A 20,407-nucleotide genomic window follows, 5' to 3' on the forward strand; every position below is an offset into this window, starting at 1 on the left:
GCTGCCCGGCCCGGCTCAGTCGGCACGGCCCTGTCATCGACCGCACGCTCCGCGCACAGAGTCACCAACTCCACGACCGCAGCTGGGCTCGCACTCGGGGATGCGGCCCTCACGTCCCCCGAATCTCGTTGAGATAGTTGTAAATCGTGTACCGGGTCACCTCGAGCTGTCCGGCCAGATGATCCACCGCGTCCTTGATCAGGAAATACCCGGCCTCGTCCAGCTCCCGCACCACCGCCGACTTGTGCCGCTTCTTCATCAGCTCCACCGGGATCCCGGATTTCCCGATCGCCCGGCCGACCAAGAACCGTTGCAGGCTGTCGACGTCCGGCAGGAACGTCTCTTCCTGCCGCTCCTCCGCCGCGTCCCCCGCGACCGGCATCTCGCTGTTCACGCACAGACAACCGATCGCCACGCCGTCCGCGTCCCGCAGGAACAGCGTCGACGACCGGATCGCCCGCCCGTCCGGACTGTGCGTGCGGTAGTTCGTCAGATCCTGCGTCGTGCCCCGGCGCACCAAGCCGAGCAGCAGATCCGTCATCGGCCCGCCGACGGTCCGCCCGGTGAGCCCGCCCGCGATCGCGACGATGGAATCCGGCAGCCGCGACAGGTCGTGCAGCAGCACCTCATTTCCTGGGCCGAGCATCGCGGCGAGCCCGTCGACCGCCGGGATCAACGCGGTGAGCAGCTCGTGCGTCGCCGTGCCGGAAGCCGACGCGACCGGAACCGTCGTCCGCGGCCGCACCACCGACGCCAGCGCCTCCCGCACCAGTTCCGCGGCCGACGCCGGAGTGGACGCGTGCGGCGACAGCCGGACGTGCTCCGGCCGGACGGTCGCCGCGATCCCGGCCGCTGCCAGCGCCGCGCCGACCTGCTCGGATGGCTGGTCCGGCACCGAAAACGCGAGGATTCCGGCTCGCCGCTCGGTCGCTGACACGATCTGCGCGCCGGCCGCGCGCAGCACGTCCTCCAGCTCGCCGACGCGTTCGGCGATCCGGCTCGCGATCGCCTCTACGCCGGTTTCCTCGACCAGTTCGAGCGCCGCCGCGAACGCACCGGACGTGACCGGGCTGAGGTTCGAAAGCGACCAGCCCGCCGCGGTCGGGTCGGCCGGGTGGATCTCGTCGTCGAACAGGCCGGGGTCGCGCGCGCCGGTCCAGCCGGACAGGATCGGGTCCATCCGCTCCAGCGCCCGGTCCGACAGCACGGCGAATCCCGTGCCCCAGCCCGCCCGGAGCCACTTCTGGCCGCCGACGACGAGCACGTCCGCGACTTCCCACGGCGCCTCGATCACGCCGAAGCCCTGAATCCCGTCGACCACCAGCAGCCGATCGCCCACTACTTCGCGCAGCGCGGCCAGGTCGGCACGGTACCCGGTGCGGAAATCGACCGCGCTCACCGAAACCACGGCGGTGTCCGGGGCTAATGCTTCGGCGACCCGTTCCGCCGTGACGCAGCCGCCTTCGAGCCGTCGCAGCCGGACCCGGCCGGCCTGCTCGGCGCGCGCCCACGGGTAGGTGTTGGCAGGGAACTCCGCGGCCGACACCAGCACCTCGCCCTGGCTGTTGAACGCGGCTTGGAACAGCCCGAGGCTGGTGTGCGGCAACAGCACAGTGTGGTCGGTGTCGCTGCCGCACAGCCGCGCCGCCGCTGCTTTCGCCCGGATCTCCTGCCGCATCAGCTCGTCCACAGTGGACGGACCGGCCTTGGTGGCGGCTTCCAGCAGCCGCGCCGTGGTGTCGAGCACCGCGTGCGACGGCGGCCCGAACCGGGCGAAGTCCAGGTAGCCGGCCGGCTCGTCGAACTGGAGCAGGTACCGGGGCGGGATCCGGGTCACGCGAGCACTCGCGCGAGGAACTGCCGCGTCCGCTCATGTTCCGGTGCCTTCAGCACCCGCTCCGGCGGCCCGGTCTCGACCACCGCGCCATCGGCGAGGAACACCACCTCGTCCGCGGCTTCGGCGGCGAAAGCCATCTCGTGTGTCACGACCACCATCGTCATTCCCTCCCGAGCCAACGTACCCATCACCGACAGCACTTCCCCGACCAGCTCCGGGTCCAGTGCCGAGGTCGGCTCGTCGAACAGCATCAGCTTCGGCTTCATCGCCAGCGACCGGGCGATCGCGACCCGCTGCTGCTGCCCTCCGGACAGCTGCGCCGGGTAGGCATCGGCCCGGTGCGCGAGGCCGACCCGGTCGAGCAGCTCCAGCGCCTCCGCCCGAGCGGTCGCCGGATCGGCGCCCAGCACCCGCACCGGTCCCTCGACGACGTTCTCCAGCGCCGTGCGGTGCCCGAACAGGTTGAACCGCTGGAACACCATCCCGATGTCCCTCCGCTGCCGCGCGACGTCCTTCTCCCGCAGCTCGTACAGCTTGCCGCCGCGCAGCTTGAACCCGATCGGCTCGCCGTCGACCCAGACCTGACCGCCGTCGATCGTCTCGAGGTGGTTGAGGCAGCGCAGGAACGTGCTCTTGCCCGCGCCGGAGGGCCCGAGCAGGCACACCACTTGTCCTTTGCGTACTTCCAGGTCGATTCCCTTGAGCACCTCCGTGCTTCCGTAGTTCTTCCGTACTCCGACGGCCTTCAACAGCGGTTCAGACACGCGCACCTCGCACCAGCGGAATTCCCTTGAGCGCCTTCCCGGCGCGCGCGGCCGGGCTCCGGTCCGCCGTCCCGAACGCGCGCTCCAGGTAGTGCTGCCCGACGCCGGCCACCGTCACCACGACCAGATACCAGATCGCCGCCGCGATCAGCGTCTCCATCACCAGCAGGTTGTTGGAGGAGATGTTGTTCGCCGCGTGGATCAGCTCGGTCACCCCGATCACCGACGCCATCGACGTGCCTTTCAGCATGTTGATGAAGTCGTTGCCGGTCGGCGGGATGATCACGCGCATCGCCTGCGGCAGCACGACCCGGCGTAGCGTCTCGCCGGGCGTCATGCCGATGGACTTCGCCGCCTCGGTCTGCCCTTCGTCCACACTGGACAGACCGGCGCGGACGATCTCCGCCATGTACGCGCTTTCGTTCAACGCCAGTCCCAGCAACGCCGCGGTGAACGCACTGATCAGCACGTTCGTCGGCTCGTGCACCAGGAAGCCGCCGAACGGCAGCGGAATCGACACCGTCGGGAAAATGAGCGCGAGGTTGTACCAAATCAGAATTTGCAGCAATACCGGAAGGCCTCGGAACAACCAAATGTACGCCGCCGCGAACCACTTCGCCACCGGATTCGCGCTCAGCCGCAGCAACGCGATCACGATGCCGAGCACGATCGCGATCGCCTGCGCGATCACCGCGAGCACGACGGTGTTGAGCAGGCCGAGCGCCATCACTCGGTAGAAGACGAAGTCGGGCACCGAGCCCCACTTGATCTGCGCCTGCGCGAAAGCGACTCCCAGAAGGGCAAGCAGCGCAACGATGAGCACCGCACTGACCCACCGGCCCCAGTGCTTCAGCCGGACGATCGGCAGCGCGTCAGCTTCCGCCATTGACGGCCGCCTCCTTCACCGCGCCCTGCTCGACGCCCCACGACTGCAGGATCTTGCCGTACGTGCCATCCGCGACGAGTGACTGCAGCGCCTGCTTCACCGCGTCGCGCAGCTTTGCGTTGTTCTTGGCGAAGCCCATCCCGTACGGCCCGCCTTCGATCGGCTGGCCGGGTACGACCTCGAAGAAACTGCCATCGCCGGCGGTACGCGAAATGTAGACCGCGCTCGGCAAATCGTTGAGAATCGCCGCGACCCGCCCGGTACGCAGCTGATTCTGGTTCTGATTGTCACTGTCCGTCGCGGTAACCGTAATCGCGGGCTTGCCCGCCTGAACGCACTTCGCGCTCTGCGCGGTCGCGAACTTCTGGTGACTGGTCCCCTGCACGACAGCGACGTTCTTGCCGCACAACGTATCCGGTCCGGTGATGCCGTCCGGGTTTCCCTTGCGGATCATGATCGTGATGCCGGACGAGAAGTAGTCGACGAAGTCGATCTGCTTCTGGCGTTCCTTGGTGTCGTTCATCGCGGCCATGGTCAGGTCGACTCGACCGGACTGCAGGCTGGTGATCAGCGAGCCGAACGCCAGGTCCTGGTACGTGACGCTCACGCCGAGCTTCGCGCCGACCGCCTTGGCCAAGTCGACCTCGTAACCGATCGGGGTTTTGCCGTCCGCCGCGTAGAAGTTGTTCGGCGCGGACTGGATGTTGGACGCCAGATGCAGCGTCTTCGCCTGCGCGACGGCAGCAGGCAGCTGTCCGGCCAGCTGCGGGTCGGGCTTGATCGCGCTGAGCAGCGCCGTGTTGTCCGGGACAGCGCTCGGCTTCTGCTGTCCGCCGCCGCCGGCCCCGTCGGGGCCTCCTCCGCAAGCGGCGGTGAGCATTCCGGCCAGCACCAGGGCCAGCCAAGCGCGGGAACGAAGCGACGGCATGCCGGGACCTCCAGGTCGTCGTGGTCCGCCGGACGCTACAACTCGCTGTTTAAGAGGTCAACATGCAGTTGAAATTCTGTCTCGTCTAGCGTTCCGGACATGACACTCGGCGAGGGCTTCCGTCAGTTCTGGACCGAACGGCGGCTCGCGTCGCTCACGACGGTGCGCCCGAACGGGACGCCGCACGTCGTCGCGGTGGGCGTGACGGTCGACTTCGACCAGGGCATCGCCCGCGTGATCGCCTCCGGGACGTCGTACAAGGCGCGTTTGGTCCGCGCGGCCGGCGACGGCGGACTGGCCGGGGCGATCTGCCAGTTCGAGGGCCGGACCTGGTCGACGCTGGAGGGCCGGATCCGCCTGCTCGACGACGAAGCGTCGGTGCAAGACGCGGAGGCGCGGTACGCGGTCCGGTACCGCCAGCCGCGCGAGAACCCGCAGCGGGTCGTCCTTGAGCTCACTATCGGACGCGTGCTCGGCAACGCTTAACCCGCGCGCGTCAGACGTACTGCGCCAGAAGCCCTTCCGCGCTGCGCACCACAACCTGTGCCGCTGCCCGTTCCGCCGGAGGACGGTCCGGACGCTCGGCTTCGTACCGCCACCGCATCATCGCGTCGAGCGCAGCTTCGTAGATCTCTCGCGGCTCTATGCCGCTTTCCAGCCCCAGCCGTTCATCCGGCGCTGTCCCCTCCGCACCGAGCAGTCGCGCCGCTTCTTCGGCTGCTTCGCCCGCTAGCGCGGTACGCCCGCCGCGGATGTCCGCGATCAACCGCAGCTCGCGAAAGTCGTGCGCAGACGCCGAGAACCGCTCAATGCGCGCCGCCAGCCGGTCACTGTGCGGCCGAGGCTCCGCGGCGAGGACCATCTCCAACCGCAGTACCGCTGTGCGCGCGCGCAGCATGTCGGCGCGCGCAGCGAAACAGCCGGCGATGGTGTCGCGAAGCTCGCCGAGGCCGCTACGCCGCACCAGTTCGGTCGACAGTTTCATTCGGTTGTCACAGCCGGTGCGGATCAGCGTAAGCGCGAGTCTCACCCCGAACAGACCGAACCGCACTACCAACGAACGCCGCGTCTCGACCGACACGGGCCCGGGAAACGCCGGATCGGTGAAGGCGTCCACGGAAAGCAGATACCGCTCCAGCTCCTCTCTCGGAACAGCCGCGAAGGCCGCGAGAAGCTCAAACTCGTCGTCTGTGAACGCGCGCGCCCCGTACGCAAGCTGCGCGGCTACCGCGATCACGCCTTGGAATCCGCCGCACAGCGGATCTTCGCGCCACGCGCGCCGCGCGATCTGCTTCGCCGTCATCAGTGCGTCGATTCGTCCCGCGCCCACTTCGTCCGCGCGCGCAAGCACGAGGATCGTGTCGACTGCTGTCTGCCGCGCGAACGTCGAAGGAGCCACCGGACGCAACACTGCCAGCTCTTCCGGCTCTAGGTGCCGAAGCAGCCGTACGGAAACATCGGTGAGCACGGAAGGCGGCGGTGCGTCGACGAACTCCACGTCGCGCAACGCCCGGGTCGGCCAGTCCCCCAACGCCGCGGCGAGCATCGACTTCCCGGTGCCGGCAGCGCCGCCGATCGCGACCCGTAGCGGTTCGTCGAGGTGGTCGAGCGCTTCGCCCAACAACGCCGACGCCCGCGGACTGTCGCGGTAGTACGCGAAGGCGTCCGACAGCAGGCTCCGTACGTCCTCACTCACGCGCGACACCACTCCCCACTTCGCTCACGCCCGTCGCCGCAACATCTTTTACTACCCGGTCTTGTCCCGCCGCACGAACGTCACAACTCGTCCATCACCTGATCCGGCGCGGAGGTCCTGATGCGGAAGCCCGAGCGCTGCGAGGGATCACGGACAGTCGCACGGACGGCTCCCGGATCCGCGTGCCCCCGCCGACCGCGGCCTTCCGTCTGGCTTCGCAGTCGCCATGCCTGCCGTCCTTCAGCCAGCTCGCCCGGGTGCGTCACCTCGGACGCACCGCCGCCACCGCTCAAGCAGGAAGCTCCCGAGGCGTCCGGTTGGCAATCATCCCCAGTTCCCCGGCCCGCTTGTGGAGCCCGGCGAGCCGATCGATCTCCTTCCGCAGCTGCGCACTGCGCCGCTCTCGCTCCGCCGACCCGGCGATGATCATCTCGCGCTCGCGCGTCAGCTCGTCGGCGAGACCGTCCGCGAGCGCCGTGAAGTGGTCGCGCAACCGGCGATGCACGAGCCGGATCGCATCGCGGCATTCCTTGCTGAACCGGAGGAACACGTCGTCCACATGGCGTTGCGCGGTCAGCTTCGCGACCGCCTGCCGCCGCTGCAGCCGCATCCCGCCTTCGTCGCTGATCGTCTTCGCCGCGAACGCGACGCCCGCGCCCAGCGACACCGGGTTGATCAGCGGCAGTCCCGCCAATCCGGTCACCAGGCCGAACATCAGCACACCGCCGTACGAACCGCGCAAACCGGTGAACGCCTTCTGCCCGATCTTGAACCGTTCGATTCGCGGTTGCCGGACCTCGGCGATCCGGTCCGAGCCGGAGTCGGTCAGCGGCAGCTCGGGCAGGTCGTACTGCGCGCCGAAGCTCACCGCCACCGCCTGCGCGATCCACTCCGCGCGCTCGGCAGTGAACGTGTAGGTCGTCTCGACCGCTTCCGCGAGCGTCTGGTCCAGCCACGGCCCGAATTCGTCCCACACCTTCACCGGGTCGCCGCGGTCGAAGGTCTCGTCGATCGTCTCGACGATCTTCCGAGTGCGTTCGCGCAGGTCGTACTCCGCGTCGGACTGCAGGTCGGCGATCTCGTCGGACAACAGGTTCTGCCAGCGGCTGTTGCGCCGCCGCAGCTCGTCAGCCCGGCGCTGCGACCGTTGCAGCAACGTCGTCTGGTCGACGCCGACTTCCTGCCCCGCCGCCTCCGCGCGCGCCCGCAAGGTCTCGACCAGCTCCGCCGCGGCAGCCCGTACGCTCACCGCGGCCAGGACCGCCGCCGTGCTCTCCGCCGGCCGGGAAACCTGAGCCGCGATCCAGGTGAGCAGCTCCGGGAACCCGGAGCGCACATTCAGGTCCTGGTCGCCGCCCTTGGCCGCGGCGAAGCGCACCGTCGCGGACACCGGCAGCACCGGCGAGTCGATCCCCGCGCCGGACAACGCGGCGCGATTCTGCTCGGCGACCGCCCGCCAGCCAGCACTGACGTCGATCTTGGTCAACGCGACCACCACGTGCGGGCACCACGTGCGAATGTGGTGCGCCAACGCCAGCTCGGCCTGGTTCAACGGCGCCGCCGCATCGGAGACGAGGATGACCGCGTCCGCCTCGGCGAGAACGTCGAGCGCAGCCGCGGTGCGCGGCGATCGCGGATCACCGATCGCGGGAGTGTCGATGAGCACCAGCCCCGCCGACAGCAGGTCCCGCGGAACCCCGACCTCGACCCGCCGCAACGAGCCGGCCGGCCGGGCGCCGACTTCACCGGTCAGCTGCTCGACGTCGACCGGAATGCGTTCGTCCGCACGCCCGACGAGCGTCGCCGCGGGTTCGGCGGCGTAACCGATCTCGATCGGCACCGCCGGCGTCGCCGCGTCGCCGACCGGGCAGACCAGCGCGTTCAGCACCGCGTTGACCAGGTAGCCCTTGCCCTGCTTGGGGAATCCGAGCACCGCGACGCGCGTGCCGGAGGGCGCTCGGTCCCGCCGCCGGCGGAGACGTTGCGCCAGGTCCTCGCGACCGTGCGTCCGGCAGGCGTCCGAGGTCTCGTCGAGTACTTCGAGCCACGAAGGAGCCGTCACGACGAACCAGTGTCCCCCGTGTACGCGGAGTATCCGAACCGGGTAGCGGCTCCGCGGTCGCACCCAGACCGCGGAGCCGCTCCCGAATCACCCTTTGTCAGAGGGAAAGGTGCAGCTCACCGCCGCCGTGCGAGGTCTCCGCGCCGGCGTGCAGGTCGATGCCGAGACCCTGGTGGGCGGCATCCGACAGCGTCGAGACGGTGTCGTGCACCGCGCTGACGCCAGCGTCGGTGCCGGCGTGCGTCTCGGAAACCGCCTCGGACCGCTCGGCGTCGCCGTGCGACATGATCGAGTGCGCCTGCTGTGCCACGCCGTTGACGGCGTGGTTGAGGCCGTCCGCGCTGAGCGTGTTGCTCAGGCTGCCGACGTTGTCGGTGACGATCCCGGCGGCGTCGCTGACGTGCCCGGCGATCCCGCCGCCGACCTCGGTGGCGTGGTCAGCCGCCTGGTCGAACGCGTTCGCCCCCGGCAGGCTGCCGACGCCCGCCGGAGCCGCGGACTGGACTACGCCGCCGAAGTGCTGGACCTCGGAAACGACGCCACCCGCCGAAGCCGCCGCCTGCCCGTTCGCGAGCGCGACCGCGGTGGAGTCCAGCCCGTTGCCGAGGTCGTTGCCGAACGCAACCGCCCCGCTCGGGTTCTGCGCCAGCGCGGTGACCGAAGCCGCGGCGTTCTGCGCGTCGGCAAGGCCCGGAACTGCCGCAACGCCCGGAATCGCCGGCACGGAGGGCATCTCACCCGCGCCCGGCATGGCCGGCACGGAGGGCAGCTCGCCCGCGCCCGGCAACGCCGGAACGGCCGGGATCGCACCGGCGATGTTGCCGACGACCGGCAGCGAGCCGATGGCCGACAACGCGCCAGCACCCGGCACCGCGCCCACGACCGGCAGGGTCGGTACCGCGTCCGTGCCGGGACCCTGGAGCGCGCCCGGGCCCGGAAGCTCGCCAACCGCCGGCAGCGCCGGGGCCGCCGGAACCATGTCCGCGACATCGCTGACCGCGTGCAGCGCGCCAGCACCCGACAGCTCATTCACCGCGGGCAGCGCACCGGCGTTCGGCAGCGCACTGGCCGCCTCGCCGACGCCCGGCAGCTCGCCCACCGTGGGCAGCGGCGAAACACCGGCGACGTCGCTGACGACCGGCAGGTCACCCGCGCCCGGCAGCGCGCCAAGGCCGGGCAGCTCGCCCGCGCCCGGCACCGCGGGAACGCCCGGCAGGCTGCCAAGGCCAGGCAACGCACCGGTGCCCGGCAGTTCGCCCGCGCCCGGCAGCGCGCCCAGACCGGGCAGCTCTCCCGCGCCCGGCAGCGCACCGAGACCAGGCAGCTCGCCCAGCCCCGGAAGCGCCGGAACGCCCGGCAGTTCGCCGACGACCGGCAGAGCCGGCGCGCCCGAGGCCGACGCCGAACCGTTGGCCGACGCCGAACCCTCGAATGCGGCCGACCCACTGGCGGGGTGGCCCAGCGACGCCGTCAGCGCCTGCAGCTGCTCGATCGCGCCCTGCGGCCCGCTCGACAGCGCGCCAGCCAGGTCGCCCGGCTGCGGGAGGTGGCCGAGCGCGGCGTTGTCGACCGGGACGTAGTCGAGCACCAGGGGGACGACCTCGTGCACGTCGGCGGCGCTGATGTCGCCCAGACCGGCGGCAGCCAGTGCGGCCTGCGGATTCTGGCCGAACGCGGCGAGCGCGGACGGGTCTTGCAGCAGCGTGAGCGTGAAGTCGTGCAGAGTCTGCACCGGGTCCATCGAGGATCTCCACTTGTCGTGATTACGGGGGATGCCCGGCCCTCCCCGGCCGAGCGTGGCGCTCAAGCTAGGGAGGGGATACCCCCGCTCACATCGGGGTTTACACCCAGTCGCGCCTCGCTCAGCCGTTAGGGGGTCGATATGAGATCGTTAGGGAGTTAGGGGATCGGACACGCGGAACCCGGTTGGGTTAAATCCCACCCCACCCTTGCCCGACTGACCCGAACGGGTGAGGATGCGTATCCGTTCAGTCAATACGCCTCTCGGCCGAAACCCGACTGCGACGAAGGGAGGAAGCGGCGGTGCCCTACGTGCTCGGCATCGACCTCGGCGCTGCCCGGACCCACGCCGCCCTCCGCCGCCGGCAGGGGGACCGGTGGGACGACCCGGAGCCGCTGTGGCTGGGCGAAAGATCGCCCGCGACCGCGACCGCACTCTTCCTCGACGACGAGGGCTACCTGCTCAGCGGCGACACCGCGCGCCATGCCGGAGCGACTGAACCCACCCGGCTGATCACCGGTTTCCAGCGCCGGATCGGCGACGACGTACCGATTTTCGCCGGGACCGAGCCGTTCACGCCGGAATCGCTGACGACGGTGTTCGTCGAAGGCATCGCGGATGTCGCCGCCGGGCAGGCCGGCGGCCCGACCCGGCAGCTGGTTGTCACCCACCCCGGTGACTGGGGTGGTTACCGGCGCGAACTTTTGCGCCAGTCGCTCGCCGAGTCCGGTTTTTCGTCCGTTACGCTCGTTCCGAGCGCGATCGCCGCGCTCTGCGCACACCTTCCTGACCCCGGCCCCGGCGACCGGGCTGCCGCCGTCTGCGAGTTCGGCCCAGACGGAGTCGTGGTCACCTTGGCGACCGCGTCCGGGGCCAGCGGCTGGATCGCCCGGACCAGCACCGAAGGCGTCGCACCGGCTTCCGCGGTCAGCACCGCGTTCGGCCTCGCGCAAGCCGCCAACGTCTCCCCGGAATCGCTGGCAGGCATCGTGTTCTGCGGCGACCCCGCTCCAGGCCAGCTGCCCGCACAGCTGCCCTGCCCGGTCTTCGCCGGCCAGCAGCCCGCCCTCACCGCCGCGCTAGGCGCCAGCGTCCTCGCCAGCCAGCGGACCAGCCCGCTCGCCCGCCGCGAGGCCCCGGCTGCCGAAACCACCCTGCTGCCGCGAGTCGACCGCGAACCCGAACTTCCCGAGCGCCCCGAGCGACCGCCGGTGGAAATCACACCGTTCACGCTGCCGGAGCCCGACGGCGCTGCCAAACTGTTGCGTCGATGGCGACCGCTCGCCGCTACGGCGGCAGTGCTCGCGATCAGCTCTTCGATCCTGGTCGCGGTCCTCACCTCGCATGAAGCGACCGCGGACAAAGAACCGGCTTCTCCCCGTCCCCCTGCCCTGAGTTCGTGTGCCCACCCAGCCACAGCTCCCTCCAGCGAAGGCCACTGTTGAACGCTCTGCTGGCGAAAACCGGCAATGACGCTGTCCACCCCGCAGCCCGCCGCCTCCTTGCCGAAGTCGCCGCCACGCCGTCGACCCCGGTACGGCTCGTTGTGGTGGCACCAGGCGGGTACGGCAAGACTGCCTTGCTGGCCGCGCTCGACCGCAGCTACCGCGAAGCAGGCATCGACGCCACCGTCATCGACGACGCCGACCAACTCGGCGACGAAGACCTCACCCGGCTCACCATGCTCGCGGCCGCCAAAAACGCACCGCTGGTGGTGGCACACCGGCCGAACCCTCGCGGCCAAGCGCTCCGTGGCCTAGGCGAGACTCTGCTGCTGCCGCCGCTGACGGTCGACGAGGTCGGCAAGCTCGCGAAACAGCTCACCGGCCGCGCCGCAGACGCGGCTGCCCTGCACACCAGCACCGGCGGAGTGCCCAGGCTCGTCGAACGGGTCGTGACCGCCCGGCTCGGCGACTTCCGCGCCGAACTCGCCGCGCTCGACGACGACGTGCTGCGCTACCTCATCGCCGCCGAAGCCGGCGCGGCACGCAACCTGGATTTGCTCTGTTCCTTGCTGAACCGCACACCGGACGAACTGCCCGAAGTCGTCGACGGCACCCGCGCGACCGGCTTGCTGGACACCGAAGACACTCTGCTGCCCGCCGCGGCCGAGGCAGTCCGGGCGTACGGACCACCGGCCCGGCGGCTGGCCGTGCTGCAACAGCTCGTGGAGGTCCAGCTGACGCGCGGCCTGCCGGTGCTGGACCTCGCGACTTCGCTCCTCGACGCGGGCAGCTCCGGCGCTTCCGCCGCAGCCGCGTTCTCCACCGCGGCCAGCGAGGCACTGGTCAGCGACCCGAAGCTCGCCGCGCGTCTCTTCGAAGCCGCCGCCGACGCTGGCGCCCGCGACGCCGCGACCACCGCAGGCTGGGCTCGAGCCGCAGCGCTCTCCGGAGATCTGGACACTGCGCTGCGGCTGGGCGACGGGATGCTGTCCGGCGATGACCCGGAGGCCCGCGCCGCGGGTGCCGAGATCGCGGCGACGGTCTTGGCCCACCGCGGCGAATTGGCCCGAACCGCTGAGCTCTACCGCTGGGCCGCCGCGACGGACGCCTGGTCCCGAGTGCAAGCTGCGGCCGCAACTCACCTCGACGATCACCCCACTCCGCCCAGCGGTCAGCACACGACCCCGAGCGCCTTCGGCAACCAGAACCCGAATCTTCTTGCTCCGGATACGGCGACCAAGCACCCCACGCCGACGAACGTGCACAGCCTCGGCCCAACGCCTGCCGCCGACCACGGCCGCGTCCCCGTCTCGGCCGGGCACCGGAATGGCAGTACCGCACAGCCTGACGACCAGCGTGCGCCTTCCGCGTCTACCAGCAACCATTCCGCGCCGCAGCGGCCGTCTGTGAGTTCGGCTCAGCTGCACACCACCGCGTACGGTGCCGCCGAGCACTCGTTTCACACGGCGCACCAGCCAACCGGGGAAACCTACCGCTGGGCCGGTCCCGGCGCGGTCGAAGCATTCGCCACGGTCGCACTCGTCGGAACCGGCCAGGCGATCAGCGGCCACGGTCACTCCGCTCCGATGCCCGGCGTCGCACCGACGCTGTTCACCGGCGCGGCTGCCCGGACCGCAAATGGAATCGTGGAATCGGTATCCGGTTGCGGGACCGAGGCGTTGCCGACCTTGGTCGGCGCCGCAGCCATGCTGGAACCGGCGGTCGGCGGCGCACCCCTTTCGGACAGCCCGGCCGCCCTTGCCGCCCTTGCCGGCCTGCACGCCGGCGAACTGGCACTCGCCGAGTCCGTCCTGGAACGAGCACTGGCCAGCGGCGTCGGCGGCGACCTGCTGACTGTTCGGCACCGGCTGCTTCTCGGCTGGGTAGCGATGACCGGCGGCCACCTCGCCGCCGCGACCAGGCATCGCGACGCCGTCGCCGGTGCCAAGCTGGAAGCCCGCGACGAGCTTTTCTTCGCGACGCTGGAACTCGGCCTCGCTCGACGAGCGAGCGACTTGGTCGGGCTGCAGCAGTCGTGGGAGCGGGCATACCAGGCGTCGATGCGGCAGCAGGTCGATCTGTTTACCCTGCTGCCCTTGGGGGAACTGGCCATCGCAGCTGCCCGAACCGGTGCCCACGCGAAGCTGTCTCGTCGGCTCGAGCGAGCGCACGCGATGCTGGAACGGCTCGGATATCCTCCATTGTGGACAGTATCGTTGTCATGGCACGAGCTGCACGCCGCGATCACCACCGAAGACCGCGCGACAGCGGAGAAACAGCTGGCGGCGTTGACCCGATTCGCGGACTGTGGCCGCTATCCGGCCGCGCTCGCGCGCGCGGCCGGATGCTGGCTTGCCGTTCTCAGCGGAAGTTTCGACCCCGGAGCGATCTCCGCGGCTGCCGCGGAACTCCACGAGCTGGACTTGTGCTGGGACGCTTCCCGGCTGGCCGGCCAGGCCGCGATCCGCACTTCGGACCGCAAGGCGATGGTGCAACTGCTGGAAGCGGCGCGACAGTTCCAAGGCGCGACCGGACGTCTCGAATCCACCGCACCGGCTACTGGCACGGCACCAGGGCTGAGTGCGCTGAGCGAACGCGAACTGGAAGTGGCGCGCCTGGTCGTCGACGGCCTGACCTACAAACAAGCGGGCAGCAAGCTTTTCATCTCCGGCAAAACTGTCGAACATCACATGGCTCGCATCCGCGGAAAGCTTGGTGCCGCGGACCGTCGCGAACTGCTCGCGACCCTGCGAGAACTGCTTGCCAAACCGACAGCGCACTGAACGCCGCCGCCGGCTCAGTCCCGGCTGGGGCCGAACCGTTCGGTCCGAATCGAGTCCGGCGTGTGCCCCAGTTCCAGCATGAGGTCCGCCGCCGTCTCGACGAACCCGGTTGGCCCGCAGATGTATGTGGTGGCACCGAATTCGACCGGCCAGGACACGGCGCTCATCGTCGCCAGGTCGACCCGCCGCGGAACTCCGGAATGTCCGGCCGGCAGTTCCCGGGTATAGACGTACGTGATGTCCAGCCCCGCATAGGGTTTGCGGAGTTCTTCTGCGTAGTACAGCTCCGCCGGCGTACGCAGCGAATAGAGAAGCCGGAACAATGCCTTGCTGCCAGCTTGGCGGCGAGCCCGGATCATCGCCATCAGCGGAACGATGCCCGCGCCGCCCGCGATGAGCAGAACTGGAGCCGCGTCCGCCGGTCGCCATACAAACCAACCGCCGATCGGGCCGCGGATCTCTACCGGGTCACCGATCGCATACGGACCCGCGAGGTGTTCGGACACTTCGCCGTCCGGCACCCGCTGCACGGTGAGCTCGATCCGGTCGCCGTTCGGCTGCCCGGCGAGCGAGTAGCTGCGCTGCGCCGTGTATCCGTCCGCAGCGGTGAGTCGAACGTCGACGTGTTGCCCTGCGAGATGCCCGGGCCAGCCCTCGATGTCGAAGACAAGCGTGCGCGCCGTCGCCGTCTCCTGCCGGACGTCTGCGAGCCGAGCGACACGCCACGCTAGTCGCCCTGATACCGCTGTTCCCGCCATGGATCTCCGTAATCGTGGTAGCCGACCTTCTCCCAGAAGCCCGGTTCATCTTTCGTGGCGAGCCGCAGCTCGCGTACCCACTTCGCCGATTTCCACAGGTAGAGGTGCGGAACCAACAAACGCGCCGGCCCTCCGTGTTCCGGAGTGAGGGGCTTGCCGTCGTATTCGTACGCGATCCAAGCCTGGCCGTCGAGCAGGTCGGCGAGGGGAAGATTCGTGGTGTAGCCGCCGTAGGAATGCGCCATCAGGTAGTCGGCGCGAGTTTCGAGGTCACCGATCAGCGCGTCCACCGGAACACCACGCCAGCGCGTGTCCAATTTGGACCACTGAGTCACGCAGTGAAGATCTGTTGTGATCTTCTCGCTCGGCAGGTCCATCAGCTCACGCCAGGACCACGAACGGCGCTCACCGCTTTCCGCCACGACCGCGAATTCCCACCGATCCGTGCTGACCCGCGGCGTCGGCCCGGCCGACAGCACCGGGAAGTCTTCGGCCAGGTACTGCCCCGGCGGCAGGCGCGGGTTGGCACCGCGCTCGCGCCCGGTGAAACCTGGCGTGACAACCCCCATCGCTCTCCTTCCGATACCCCAGCCAGCTGCGAGGCTACCCGCGCACCTGCAGGCCAAGCGATGTGACGAGCACAGCGGCCTGATCGGGCGACACAATCGCACCGGTCAGCACCGCACGGGTCAGATCCAGCGCCGACAGGTCGCTCCCGCGCAGCTCGGCACGCGCGATGTTGATGTCCTGCAGGTCCGCCCCGGACAGGTCCACATCGGCGAACACCGCGCCGGAGCAGTTCGCCTTGGCCAGGTCTGCCTCGCGCATCCGAACGCCCTGGAACGTGACTCCACGCAGGTCCGCCCCGGACAGTCCAACGAATGACCAGTCGCCGCCCGTCACTCGCAACGGGCGAAGATCGCATTCCTGGAATCGGCTGCCGACCAGCTTGCACCCGGTGAACTCGGCGTCGAACAGGTTGCATCGCTTGAACTCGCATCCGGTGAATGCCGAGTCGGTGTGCCGGGAGGCGTTGAACTGCACGTTGCCGAAGACACAGTCCAGGAACGTGACGCCGCGGGTGACCGCCTCGGTGAGGTCGACCTGATGGAACTCGCAGCGCACGAACCGGCGCGACACGAACTCTTCCGCGTACCAGTCTTCCTTCCGGTAAGTGCGGCCTTCGACCGTCTCGACGCTGGCCGGTTCCTGGTCGTGCTCAGACATTCGCCCAGCGTAGTTCGACCATGCCGAACCGGACACCGTCCGTGGCCGCTCTCCTGCCGGACTCCACCCGGTGGCCAGGATCACCGCGGCCCGACAGGATGCCGTACCGCTGGCGAACTGCTGTCTGAGTGGCCGACCGCCCCCTCTCCGCAACGCTGCTCAGGCCACAGCGAGGAGCGCTCGCCGCGACCGCGCCATACGATGGCTGGATGAGCGAAGGCCGGTGGTTCGATGCCTGGCTGCCTTGGCCCGAACTGTCGGGCCTGGCTGCCGCGGGGCGAGCACTGCTGCCCGCAGTACCCGCGACCCCGGCCGCGCTCGCCCGGACCGTCACCGAACAACTGGTCGGCCGACGCCTCGCGACGACGGTGCAGGGCTACGAGGTCGGCCTGACCCTCACCGAACTCGACTATCCGGCTGACTCTCTTCGACTCGCCACGGGCAGAGTCGGTGATGTCCGCATCGTCGCGGAGGACATCGACTGGCCGGTCCCCGGCACTTCGGCGGGCCCCGCTCAGCCCACTGTCGACGGCCCTGACGGCCCTTCCGCCTCGAGGGGCTCGGCGCGAACTGGAACGGCCGGAGCAACGTCGCGCGCACGTGGTGAAACGACGGGCCCGCCCACCGCGGACACCTCGCACGTGGCTGTTCGGGGCGACTCCCGCGTTCGCGCTGGAACTCCCCGCCCAGCCGGCCCTCCGGACAACGCGCAGCTCGCACCCGGCCACAACGGGCAGCCAGACTCCACCGGCCGCCGCCCCGCCGAGGGGCCGACCGTCCGACGGGAAAACGCCGGAGCGCCGGGTTCTGCTCAGCCTGCACCCGACCGCCCGTCTGGCAAGAGCGCGACGGCTGGGGAGCGGAACGCCACGACTGCGCCTGGGGCACCGAACGCGCGATCACGCGAAGTCGCGCAGCCGACCTCACGACGCGATCCGGAATCTTTGCGCACTGAGCGTGAAGCCAGCTCCACGCAGCCGCCAACAGCCGGGAAACCCGCTCGGCAAGCCGTCGACCGCATTCCGCTGCGTCGCGTAACCGTGTTCGCCAGAGACGTGCGGCTTCGCGGATTGCCTTCACCAGCGGCGATTCCCGCCTCTGTCGAACTCGACATAGAAGTGAGCGGAACCGTGGTGCGGGATCGGGTCGCCACCGCTCGCCCGGACCTGATCGCGACCCCGCACTCGGACGGCTTCCGGGTGCGGTGGCGGAAACATCCGCACTGGGGCTATTTGGCACTCGCCGCGGACATCGAAGACTCAGCAGTGGTACTGACCCCCACCGAGCTCCACATCGGACGGTGGACGAGGCGTCCGCCGAAACGGATCCAGCCGATTGTGCTGCCGTTGCCAGATCTGCCGAAAGGCCTGCGGCTGACCGGAATCCGGCCAGACGAGGACGAGCTGACACTGACGATCGCAGCCGACGAATGGCCCGGCAGACTCGCCCGGATTCCCTTGCCGGACTTGCTGAGCTGGCTGACGACGGCGGCAATGACGTTGACGCTTCCCGGATTCGGAACACGGTCCCTCCCCTGAACCGGCAGCGGTGCCCACCGGACCCCTCGGGCCCGTCTCATGAGCACTGATGGTGCTCTCTGAATAGGGCCAGTCCTGCTCTCTGAAATTCCCCAGCTGGGGTGTCCTGTCGGCGCGTCGTTTGCGCTGGTCAGCGGCCTCGGGGTGACGGTTTCGGTGTTGATCACCGTGATCGTGACCGGAGGCGTGGATGCTCACTCTGGAGGAAGACGTGGAGGCGCAGGCGCTGCGTGCTCAAGGCTGGTCGGTCTCGGCGATCGCGCGACATCTCGGACGCGACCGCAAGACGATCCGCCGCTACCTGGCCGGCGAGGTGGTGCCGGGCAAGCGACGGCCAGCGGGGCCGGACCCGTTCGAGCCGTTCCTCGGCTACTGCCGCGCCCGGCTGGCCGACGACCCGCACTTGTGGGCGGCGACGCTGCTGGACGAGGTCACCGAGCTCGGCTACCAAGGCGGCTACTCGACGTTCACCCGGGCGCTGCGCCGCTATCAGCTGCGCCCGCACTGCGAGCCTTGCCAGGTGTCCCGCGGCCGGGACGTCGCGATCATCACCCACCCGCCGGGCGAGGAAACCCAGTGGGACTGGCTCGAGCTGCCGGACCCACCGGCGAGCTGGGGCGCCGGGAAGCAGGCACATCTGCTGGTCGGCGCGCTGGCGCACTCGAGCAAGTGGCGCGGCGTCCTGGCCGATGCCGAGGACTTCCCGCACCTGGTCGAGGCCCTCGACGCGGTGGTCCGGCGCCTGGGCGGGGTGACCCAGGTCTGGCGCTTCGACCGGATGGCCACGGTCTGCCACCCCGCCTCAGGCCGGATCACGCCCGCATTTTCCCAGGTCGCGAAGCATTACGGGGTCCGGTCGGTGACGTGTCCGCCGCGGCGCGGGAACCGCAAGGGTGTGGTCGAGAAGGCCAACCACTCGGCCGCGCAACGCTGGTGGCGCACCCTCGGCGATGACGTCACGATCGCCGAGGCGCAGGCCGGGCTGGATCGTCTCGCGGCCAAGCTCGATAGCCGCCGCCGGGTCCTCGACGGTGAGCGCACCACGGTCGCCGGCCTGGCCGCGGCCGAGCGGCTGCACGCCCTGCCGCTGGTCGCGTTCCCGGCCGAGTTCGACCTCGGCCGGATCGTCACGCCGCAGGCGCTGGTTTCCTTTCGCGGCAACTCCTATTCCGTCCCGCCCGGGCTGGGCGGCGCGCAGGTTCAGGTCCGTCACCGGCTCGGCGCGGACGTGCTGCGGATCGTCACCGAGGGCGGCGCGACGGTCGCGGTCCACCACCGCGCCCCGGACGGGGCCGGCCGGGTCGTCCGCGACGACGGGCACGTGATCGCGCTCGAACACGCCGCGATGGGCGCGTTCAGCACCGATCGGCCCTGCACCCACAAGACGCGCCGGCCGCCGTCGGCGGCGGCGTTGGCCGAAGCAGCACGACTGCGCGGCCTGCCCGCGACGGGGCCCGCGGCCCACGTCGTGATCGACCTGGCCACCTACGCCGCCACCGCGGCGAAGCTGGGCAGCGCACCCACCTATGAGTCCAAGGAGGACTGATCACTTGTCCGGAAACCGTTCAGGGCCACAGATGAGCGAGGCCCGCCGCTATCAGCAACTCCGCTCGCACTTCTCCTACCTCAAGCTCGACAACGCCGCCGAAGCCCTGCCCCGCATCCTCGACCAGGCCCGCGCGGAGAACCTGTCGATGACCGCGGCGCTGGAGAGGCTGCTGGAAATCGAGGTCAACGCCACCGAAGAACGCCGCCTCGCCGGCCGGTTGCGGTTCGCCTGCCTCCCGGATCCCTGGACTCTGGCGGACTTCGACTTCGCCGCCCAACCCGGCGTCGACGAGAAACTCATCCGCGACCTGGCGACGCTGCGGTTCCTCGACGACGCCTCCAACGTGTTGTTCGTCGGGCCGCCCGGAGTCGGAAAGACCATGCTCGCCACAGCACTCGCGCGCGGCACGGCCGAAGCCGGCAACCGGGTCTACTTCACCACCGCAGCCGACCTCGCCGCCCGCTGCCACAAGGCCGCGGTCGAAGGACGCTGGGCCACCTGCATGCGGTTCTTCGCCGGACCGAAACTGCTCGTGATCGACGAGCTCGGCTATCTCCCACTGCCCGGCGACGGGGCCTCAGCGTTGTTCCAGGTGATCAACCAGCGTTACCTCAAGTCGAGCACGATCCTGACGACAAACGTCGGGATCGCTGACTGGGCAACGGCTTTCGGAGACGCGACCGTCGCCGCAGCGATGCTGGACCGGCTGCTGCACCGCGCGACCGTCGTCGGTATCGACGGCCCCTCCTATCGACTCCGCTCACATCAGTCCACATCGGACAAGCTGCGCAAGGCGGTGAACGCACATGTCTCCTGACCCACACGACCCGAACTACAACGCGACCCGCAAGACCTGCCCGATCTGCTGGGAAGCGTTCGTCGCCACCGGCCGGCAAGCCAAGACCCGGCTCTACTGCTCGCGCCAGTGCAAACGCACCGCAGCCGCCCGACGGGAGGTCGAACGCACCACACCCGTCTCAGTCACCGCCAGGTCCTTCGGGACACCGCCTCCGGCGGCGCCCCCGCTGGCGCCTGCAGTGCCCCTGCCGCACATCGCGGCCCAGCGGGACTGCCCGCACTGCGGCGGCCCGGTCACCATCGTCGCGCTGCTCACCACACCCGAAGCCGCACGCCCGCAGATGCCCGTCGCGGCACCCGACGGAGTGATCCCGCTCCGCCGCTGACACCGGCTA

Annotated in this window: 17 protein-coding genes; 7 read left to right on the forward strand and 10 right to left on the reverse strand. The window is 69.8% G+C overall.

Translation table 11 applies throughout. The features are described 5' to 3' along the window. Positions 1-109: 109 nt before the first annotated feature. From AMYBE_RS0124400 to AMYBE_RS0124415, 4 genes are read right to left on the reverse strand one after another with little or no spacing between them, the layout of a single operon-like run. Positions 110-1,837, reverse strand: coding sequence for an aminotransferase class V-fold PLP-dependent enzyme (locus tag AMYBE_RS0124400; protein ID WP_020662017.1), 1,728 nt, complete (start codon positions 1,835-1,837; stop codon positions 110-112). After that, entirely contained in the window at positions 1,834-2,601 is a 768-nt protein-coding gene (locus tag AMYBE_RS0124405; RefSeq protein ID WP_027927959.1) for an amino acid ABC transporter ATP-binding protein, read from the reverse strand. Before AMYBE_RS0124405 ends, AMYBE_RS0124400 begins: the two co-directional genes overlap by 4 nt. Next, positions 2,594-3,487: an amino acid ABC transporter permease gene (locus AMYBE_RS0124410; RefSeq protein ID WP_020662019.1), complete on the reverse strand. Its 894-nt coding sequence runs from the start codon at positions 3,485-3,487 to the stop codon at positions 2,594-2,596. Before AMYBE_RS0124410 ends, AMYBE_RS0124405 begins: the two co-directional genes overlap by 8 nt. Beyond that, positions 3,474-4,415: an ABC transporter substrate-binding protein gene (locus tag AMYBE_RS0124415; protein ID WP_020662020.1), complete on the reverse strand. Its 942-nt coding sequence runs from the start codon at positions 4,413-4,415 to the stop codon at positions 3,474-3,476. Before AMYBE_RS0124415 ends, AMYBE_RS0124410 begins: the two co-directional genes overlap by 14 nt. 99 nt (positions 4,416-4,514) lie before the next feature. On the opposite strand from AMYBE_RS0124415, the gene AMYBE_RS0124420 reads away from it, so the two are divergent. Continuing rightward, entirely contained in the window at positions 4,515-4,901 is a 387-nt protein-coding gene (locus tag AMYBE_RS0124420) for a pyridoxamine 5'-phosphate oxidase family protein (protein ID WP_020662021.1), read from the forward strand. A 10-nt stretch (positions 4,902-4,911) separates the two neighbouring features. Here AMYBE_RS0124420 and AMYBE_RS0124425 read toward each other — a convergent pair whose 3' ends face one another. The 3 genes from AMYBE_RS0124425 to AMYBE_RS46700 all read right to left on the reverse strand — a co-directional run bounded on the left by AMYBE_RS0124425 (position 4,912) and on the right by AMYBE_RS46700 (position 9,914). Next, a complete protein-coding gene (locus tag AMYBE_RS0124425; RefSeq protein ID WP_027927960.1) occupies positions 4,912-6,111 on the reverse strand; it encodes a P-loop NTPase family protein in 1,200 nt (399 codons plus the stop codon). Positions 6,112-6,400: 289 nt separating this feature from the next. Continuing rightward, a complete protein-coding gene (locus AMYBE_RS0124430) occupies positions 6,401-8,173 on the reverse strand; it encodes a P-loop NTPase family protein (RefSeq protein ID WP_020662023.1) in 1,773 nt (590 codons plus the stop codon). A 97-nt stretch (positions 8,174-8,270) separates the two neighbouring features. Continuing rightward, on the reverse strand, positions 8,271-9,914 hold the full coding sequence (locus AMYBE_RS46700; protein WP_020662024.1) for an IniB N-terminal domain-containing protein: 1,644 nt from the start codon (positions 9,912-9,914) through the stop codon (positions 8,271-8,273). 302 nt (positions 9,915-10,216) lie between these two features. Between AMYBE_RS46700 and AMYBE_RS0124440 the strand changes: the two genes are divergently transcribed. Continuing rightward, complete coding sequence (locus AMYBE_RS0124440; protein WP_020662025.1) at positions 10,217-11,359, forward strand: molecular chaperone DnaK; 1,143 nt, start codon at positions 10,217-10,219, stop codon at positions 11,357-11,359. After that, on the forward strand, positions 11,356-14,142 hold the full coding sequence (locus AMYBE_RS46315; RefSeq protein ID WP_020662026.1) for a LuxR C-terminal-related transcriptional regulator: 2,787 nt from the start codon (positions 11,356-11,358) through the stop codon (positions 14,140-14,142). The genes AMYBE_RS0124440 and AMYBE_RS46315 overlap by 4 nt, the downstream gene beginning before the upstream one ends. A 14-nt stretch (positions 14,143-14,156) precedes the next feature. On the opposite strand, the gene AMYBE_RS0124450 is transcribed toward AMYBE_RS46315, so the two are convergent. The 3 genes from AMYBE_RS0124450 to AMYBE_RS0124460 are packed head-to-tail and all read right to left on the reverse strand — an operon-like array spanning position 14,157 to position 16,127. After that, complete coding sequence (locus AMYBE_RS0124450) at positions 14,157-14,900, reverse strand: ferredoxin reductase (protein WP_020662027.1); 744 nt, start codon at positions 14,898-14,900, stop codon at positions 14,157-14,159. Then, positions 14,870-15,469, reverse strand: coding sequence for a sulfite oxidase-like oxidoreductase (locus AMYBE_RS0124455; RefSeq protein ID WP_020662028.1), 600 nt, complete (start codon positions 15,467-15,469; stop codon positions 14,870-14,872). Before AMYBE_RS0124455 ends, AMYBE_RS0124450 begins: the two co-directional genes overlap by 31 nt. A gap of 34 nt (positions 15,470-15,503) precedes the next feature. Then, entirely contained in the window at positions 15,504-16,127 is a 624-nt protein-coding gene (locus tag AMYBE_RS0124460) for a pentapeptide repeat-containing protein (protein ID WP_020662029.1), read from the reverse strand. A gap of 1,118 nt (positions 16,128-17,245) precedes the next feature. On the opposite strand from AMYBE_RS0124460, the gene AMYBE_RS42250 reads away from it, so the two are divergent. The 4 genes from AMYBE_RS42250 (at position 17,246) to AMYBE_RS0124480 (ending at position 20,398) form a co-directional block, all read left to right on the forward strand. Beyond that, complete coding sequence (locus AMYBE_RS42250) at positions 17,246-17,665, forward strand: DUF2993 domain-containing protein (protein WP_211226848.1); 420 nt, start codon at positions 17,246-17,248, stop codon at positions 17,663-17,665. 190 nt (positions 17,666-17,855) lie between these two features. Further along, on the forward strand, positions 17,856-19,211 hold the full coding sequence (gene istA / locus AMYBE_RS0124470; protein ID WP_020661065.1) for an IS21 family transposase: 1,356 nt from the start codon (positions 17,856-17,858) through the stop codon (positions 19,209-19,211). Between the two features lie 31 nt (positions 19,212-19,242). Next, positions 19,243-20,031: an IS21-like element helper ATPase IstB gene (gene istB / locus AMYBE_RS0124475; RefSeq protein WP_020661064.1), complete on the forward strand. Its 789-nt coding sequence runs from the start codon at positions 19,243-19,245 to the stop codon at positions 20,029-20,031. After that, entirely contained in the window at positions 20,021-20,398 is a 378-nt protein-coding gene (locus AMYBE_RS0124480) for a hypothetical protein (RefSeq protein ID WP_020661063.1), read from the forward strand. Before istB ends, AMYBE_RS0124480 begins: the two co-directional genes overlap by 11 nt. The last annotated feature ends 9 nt before the right edge of the window (positions 20,399-20,407 follow it).

It is taken from the genome of Amycolatopsis benzoatilytica AK 16/65, assembly GCF_000383915.1.
Classification (GTDB): Bacteria; Actinomycetota; Actinomycetes; order Mycobacteriales; family Pseudonocardiaceae; genus Amycolatopsis; species Amycolatopsis benzoatilytica.

Excerpts from the sequence above, each read along its gene's own strand:
- AMYBE_RS0124410 (WP_020662019.1), bottom strand. The coding sequence starts at position 3,487 with ATGGCGGAAGCTGACGCGCTGCCGATCGTCCGGCTGAAGCACTGGGGC.
- AMYBE_RS0124415 (WP_020662020.1), bottom strand. The coding sequence starts at position 4,415 with ATGCCGTCGCTTCGTTCCCGCGCTTGGCTGGCCCTGGTGCTGGCCGGA.
- AMYBE_RS0124420 (WP_020662021.1), top strand. The coding sequence starts at position 4,515 with ATGACACTCGGCGAGGGCTTCCGTCAGTTCTGGACCGAACGGCGGCTC.
- AMYBE_RS46700 (WP_020662024.1), bottom strand. The coding sequence starts at position 9,914 with ATGGACCCGGTGCAGACTCTGCACGACTTCACGCTCACGCTGCTGCAA.
- AMYBE_RS0124450 (WP_020662027.1), bottom strand. The coding sequence starts at position 14,900 with ATGGCGGGAACAGCGGTATCAGGGCGACTAGCGTGGCGTGTCGCTCGG.
- AMYBE_RS0124455 (WP_020662028.1), bottom strand. The coding sequence starts at position 15,469 with ATGGGGGTTGTCACGCCAGGTTTCACCGGGCGCGAGCGCGGTGCCAAC.
- AMYBE_RS0124460 (WP_020662029.1), bottom strand. The coding sequence starts at position 16,127 with ATGTCTGAGCACGACCAGGAACCGGCCAGCGTCGAGACGGTCGAAGGC.
- istA (WP_020661065.1), top strand. The coding sequence starts at position 17,856 with ATGCTCACTCTGGAGGAAGACGTGGAGGCGCAGGCGCTGCGTGCTCAA.
- istB (WP_020661064.1), top strand. The coding sequence starts at position 19,243 with ATGAGCGAGGCCCGCCGCTATCAGCAACTCCGCTCGCACTTCTCCTAC.
- AMYBE_RS0124480 (WP_020661063.1), top strand. The coding sequence starts at position 20,021 with ATGTCTCCTGACCCACACGACCCGAACTACAACGCGACCCGCAAGACC.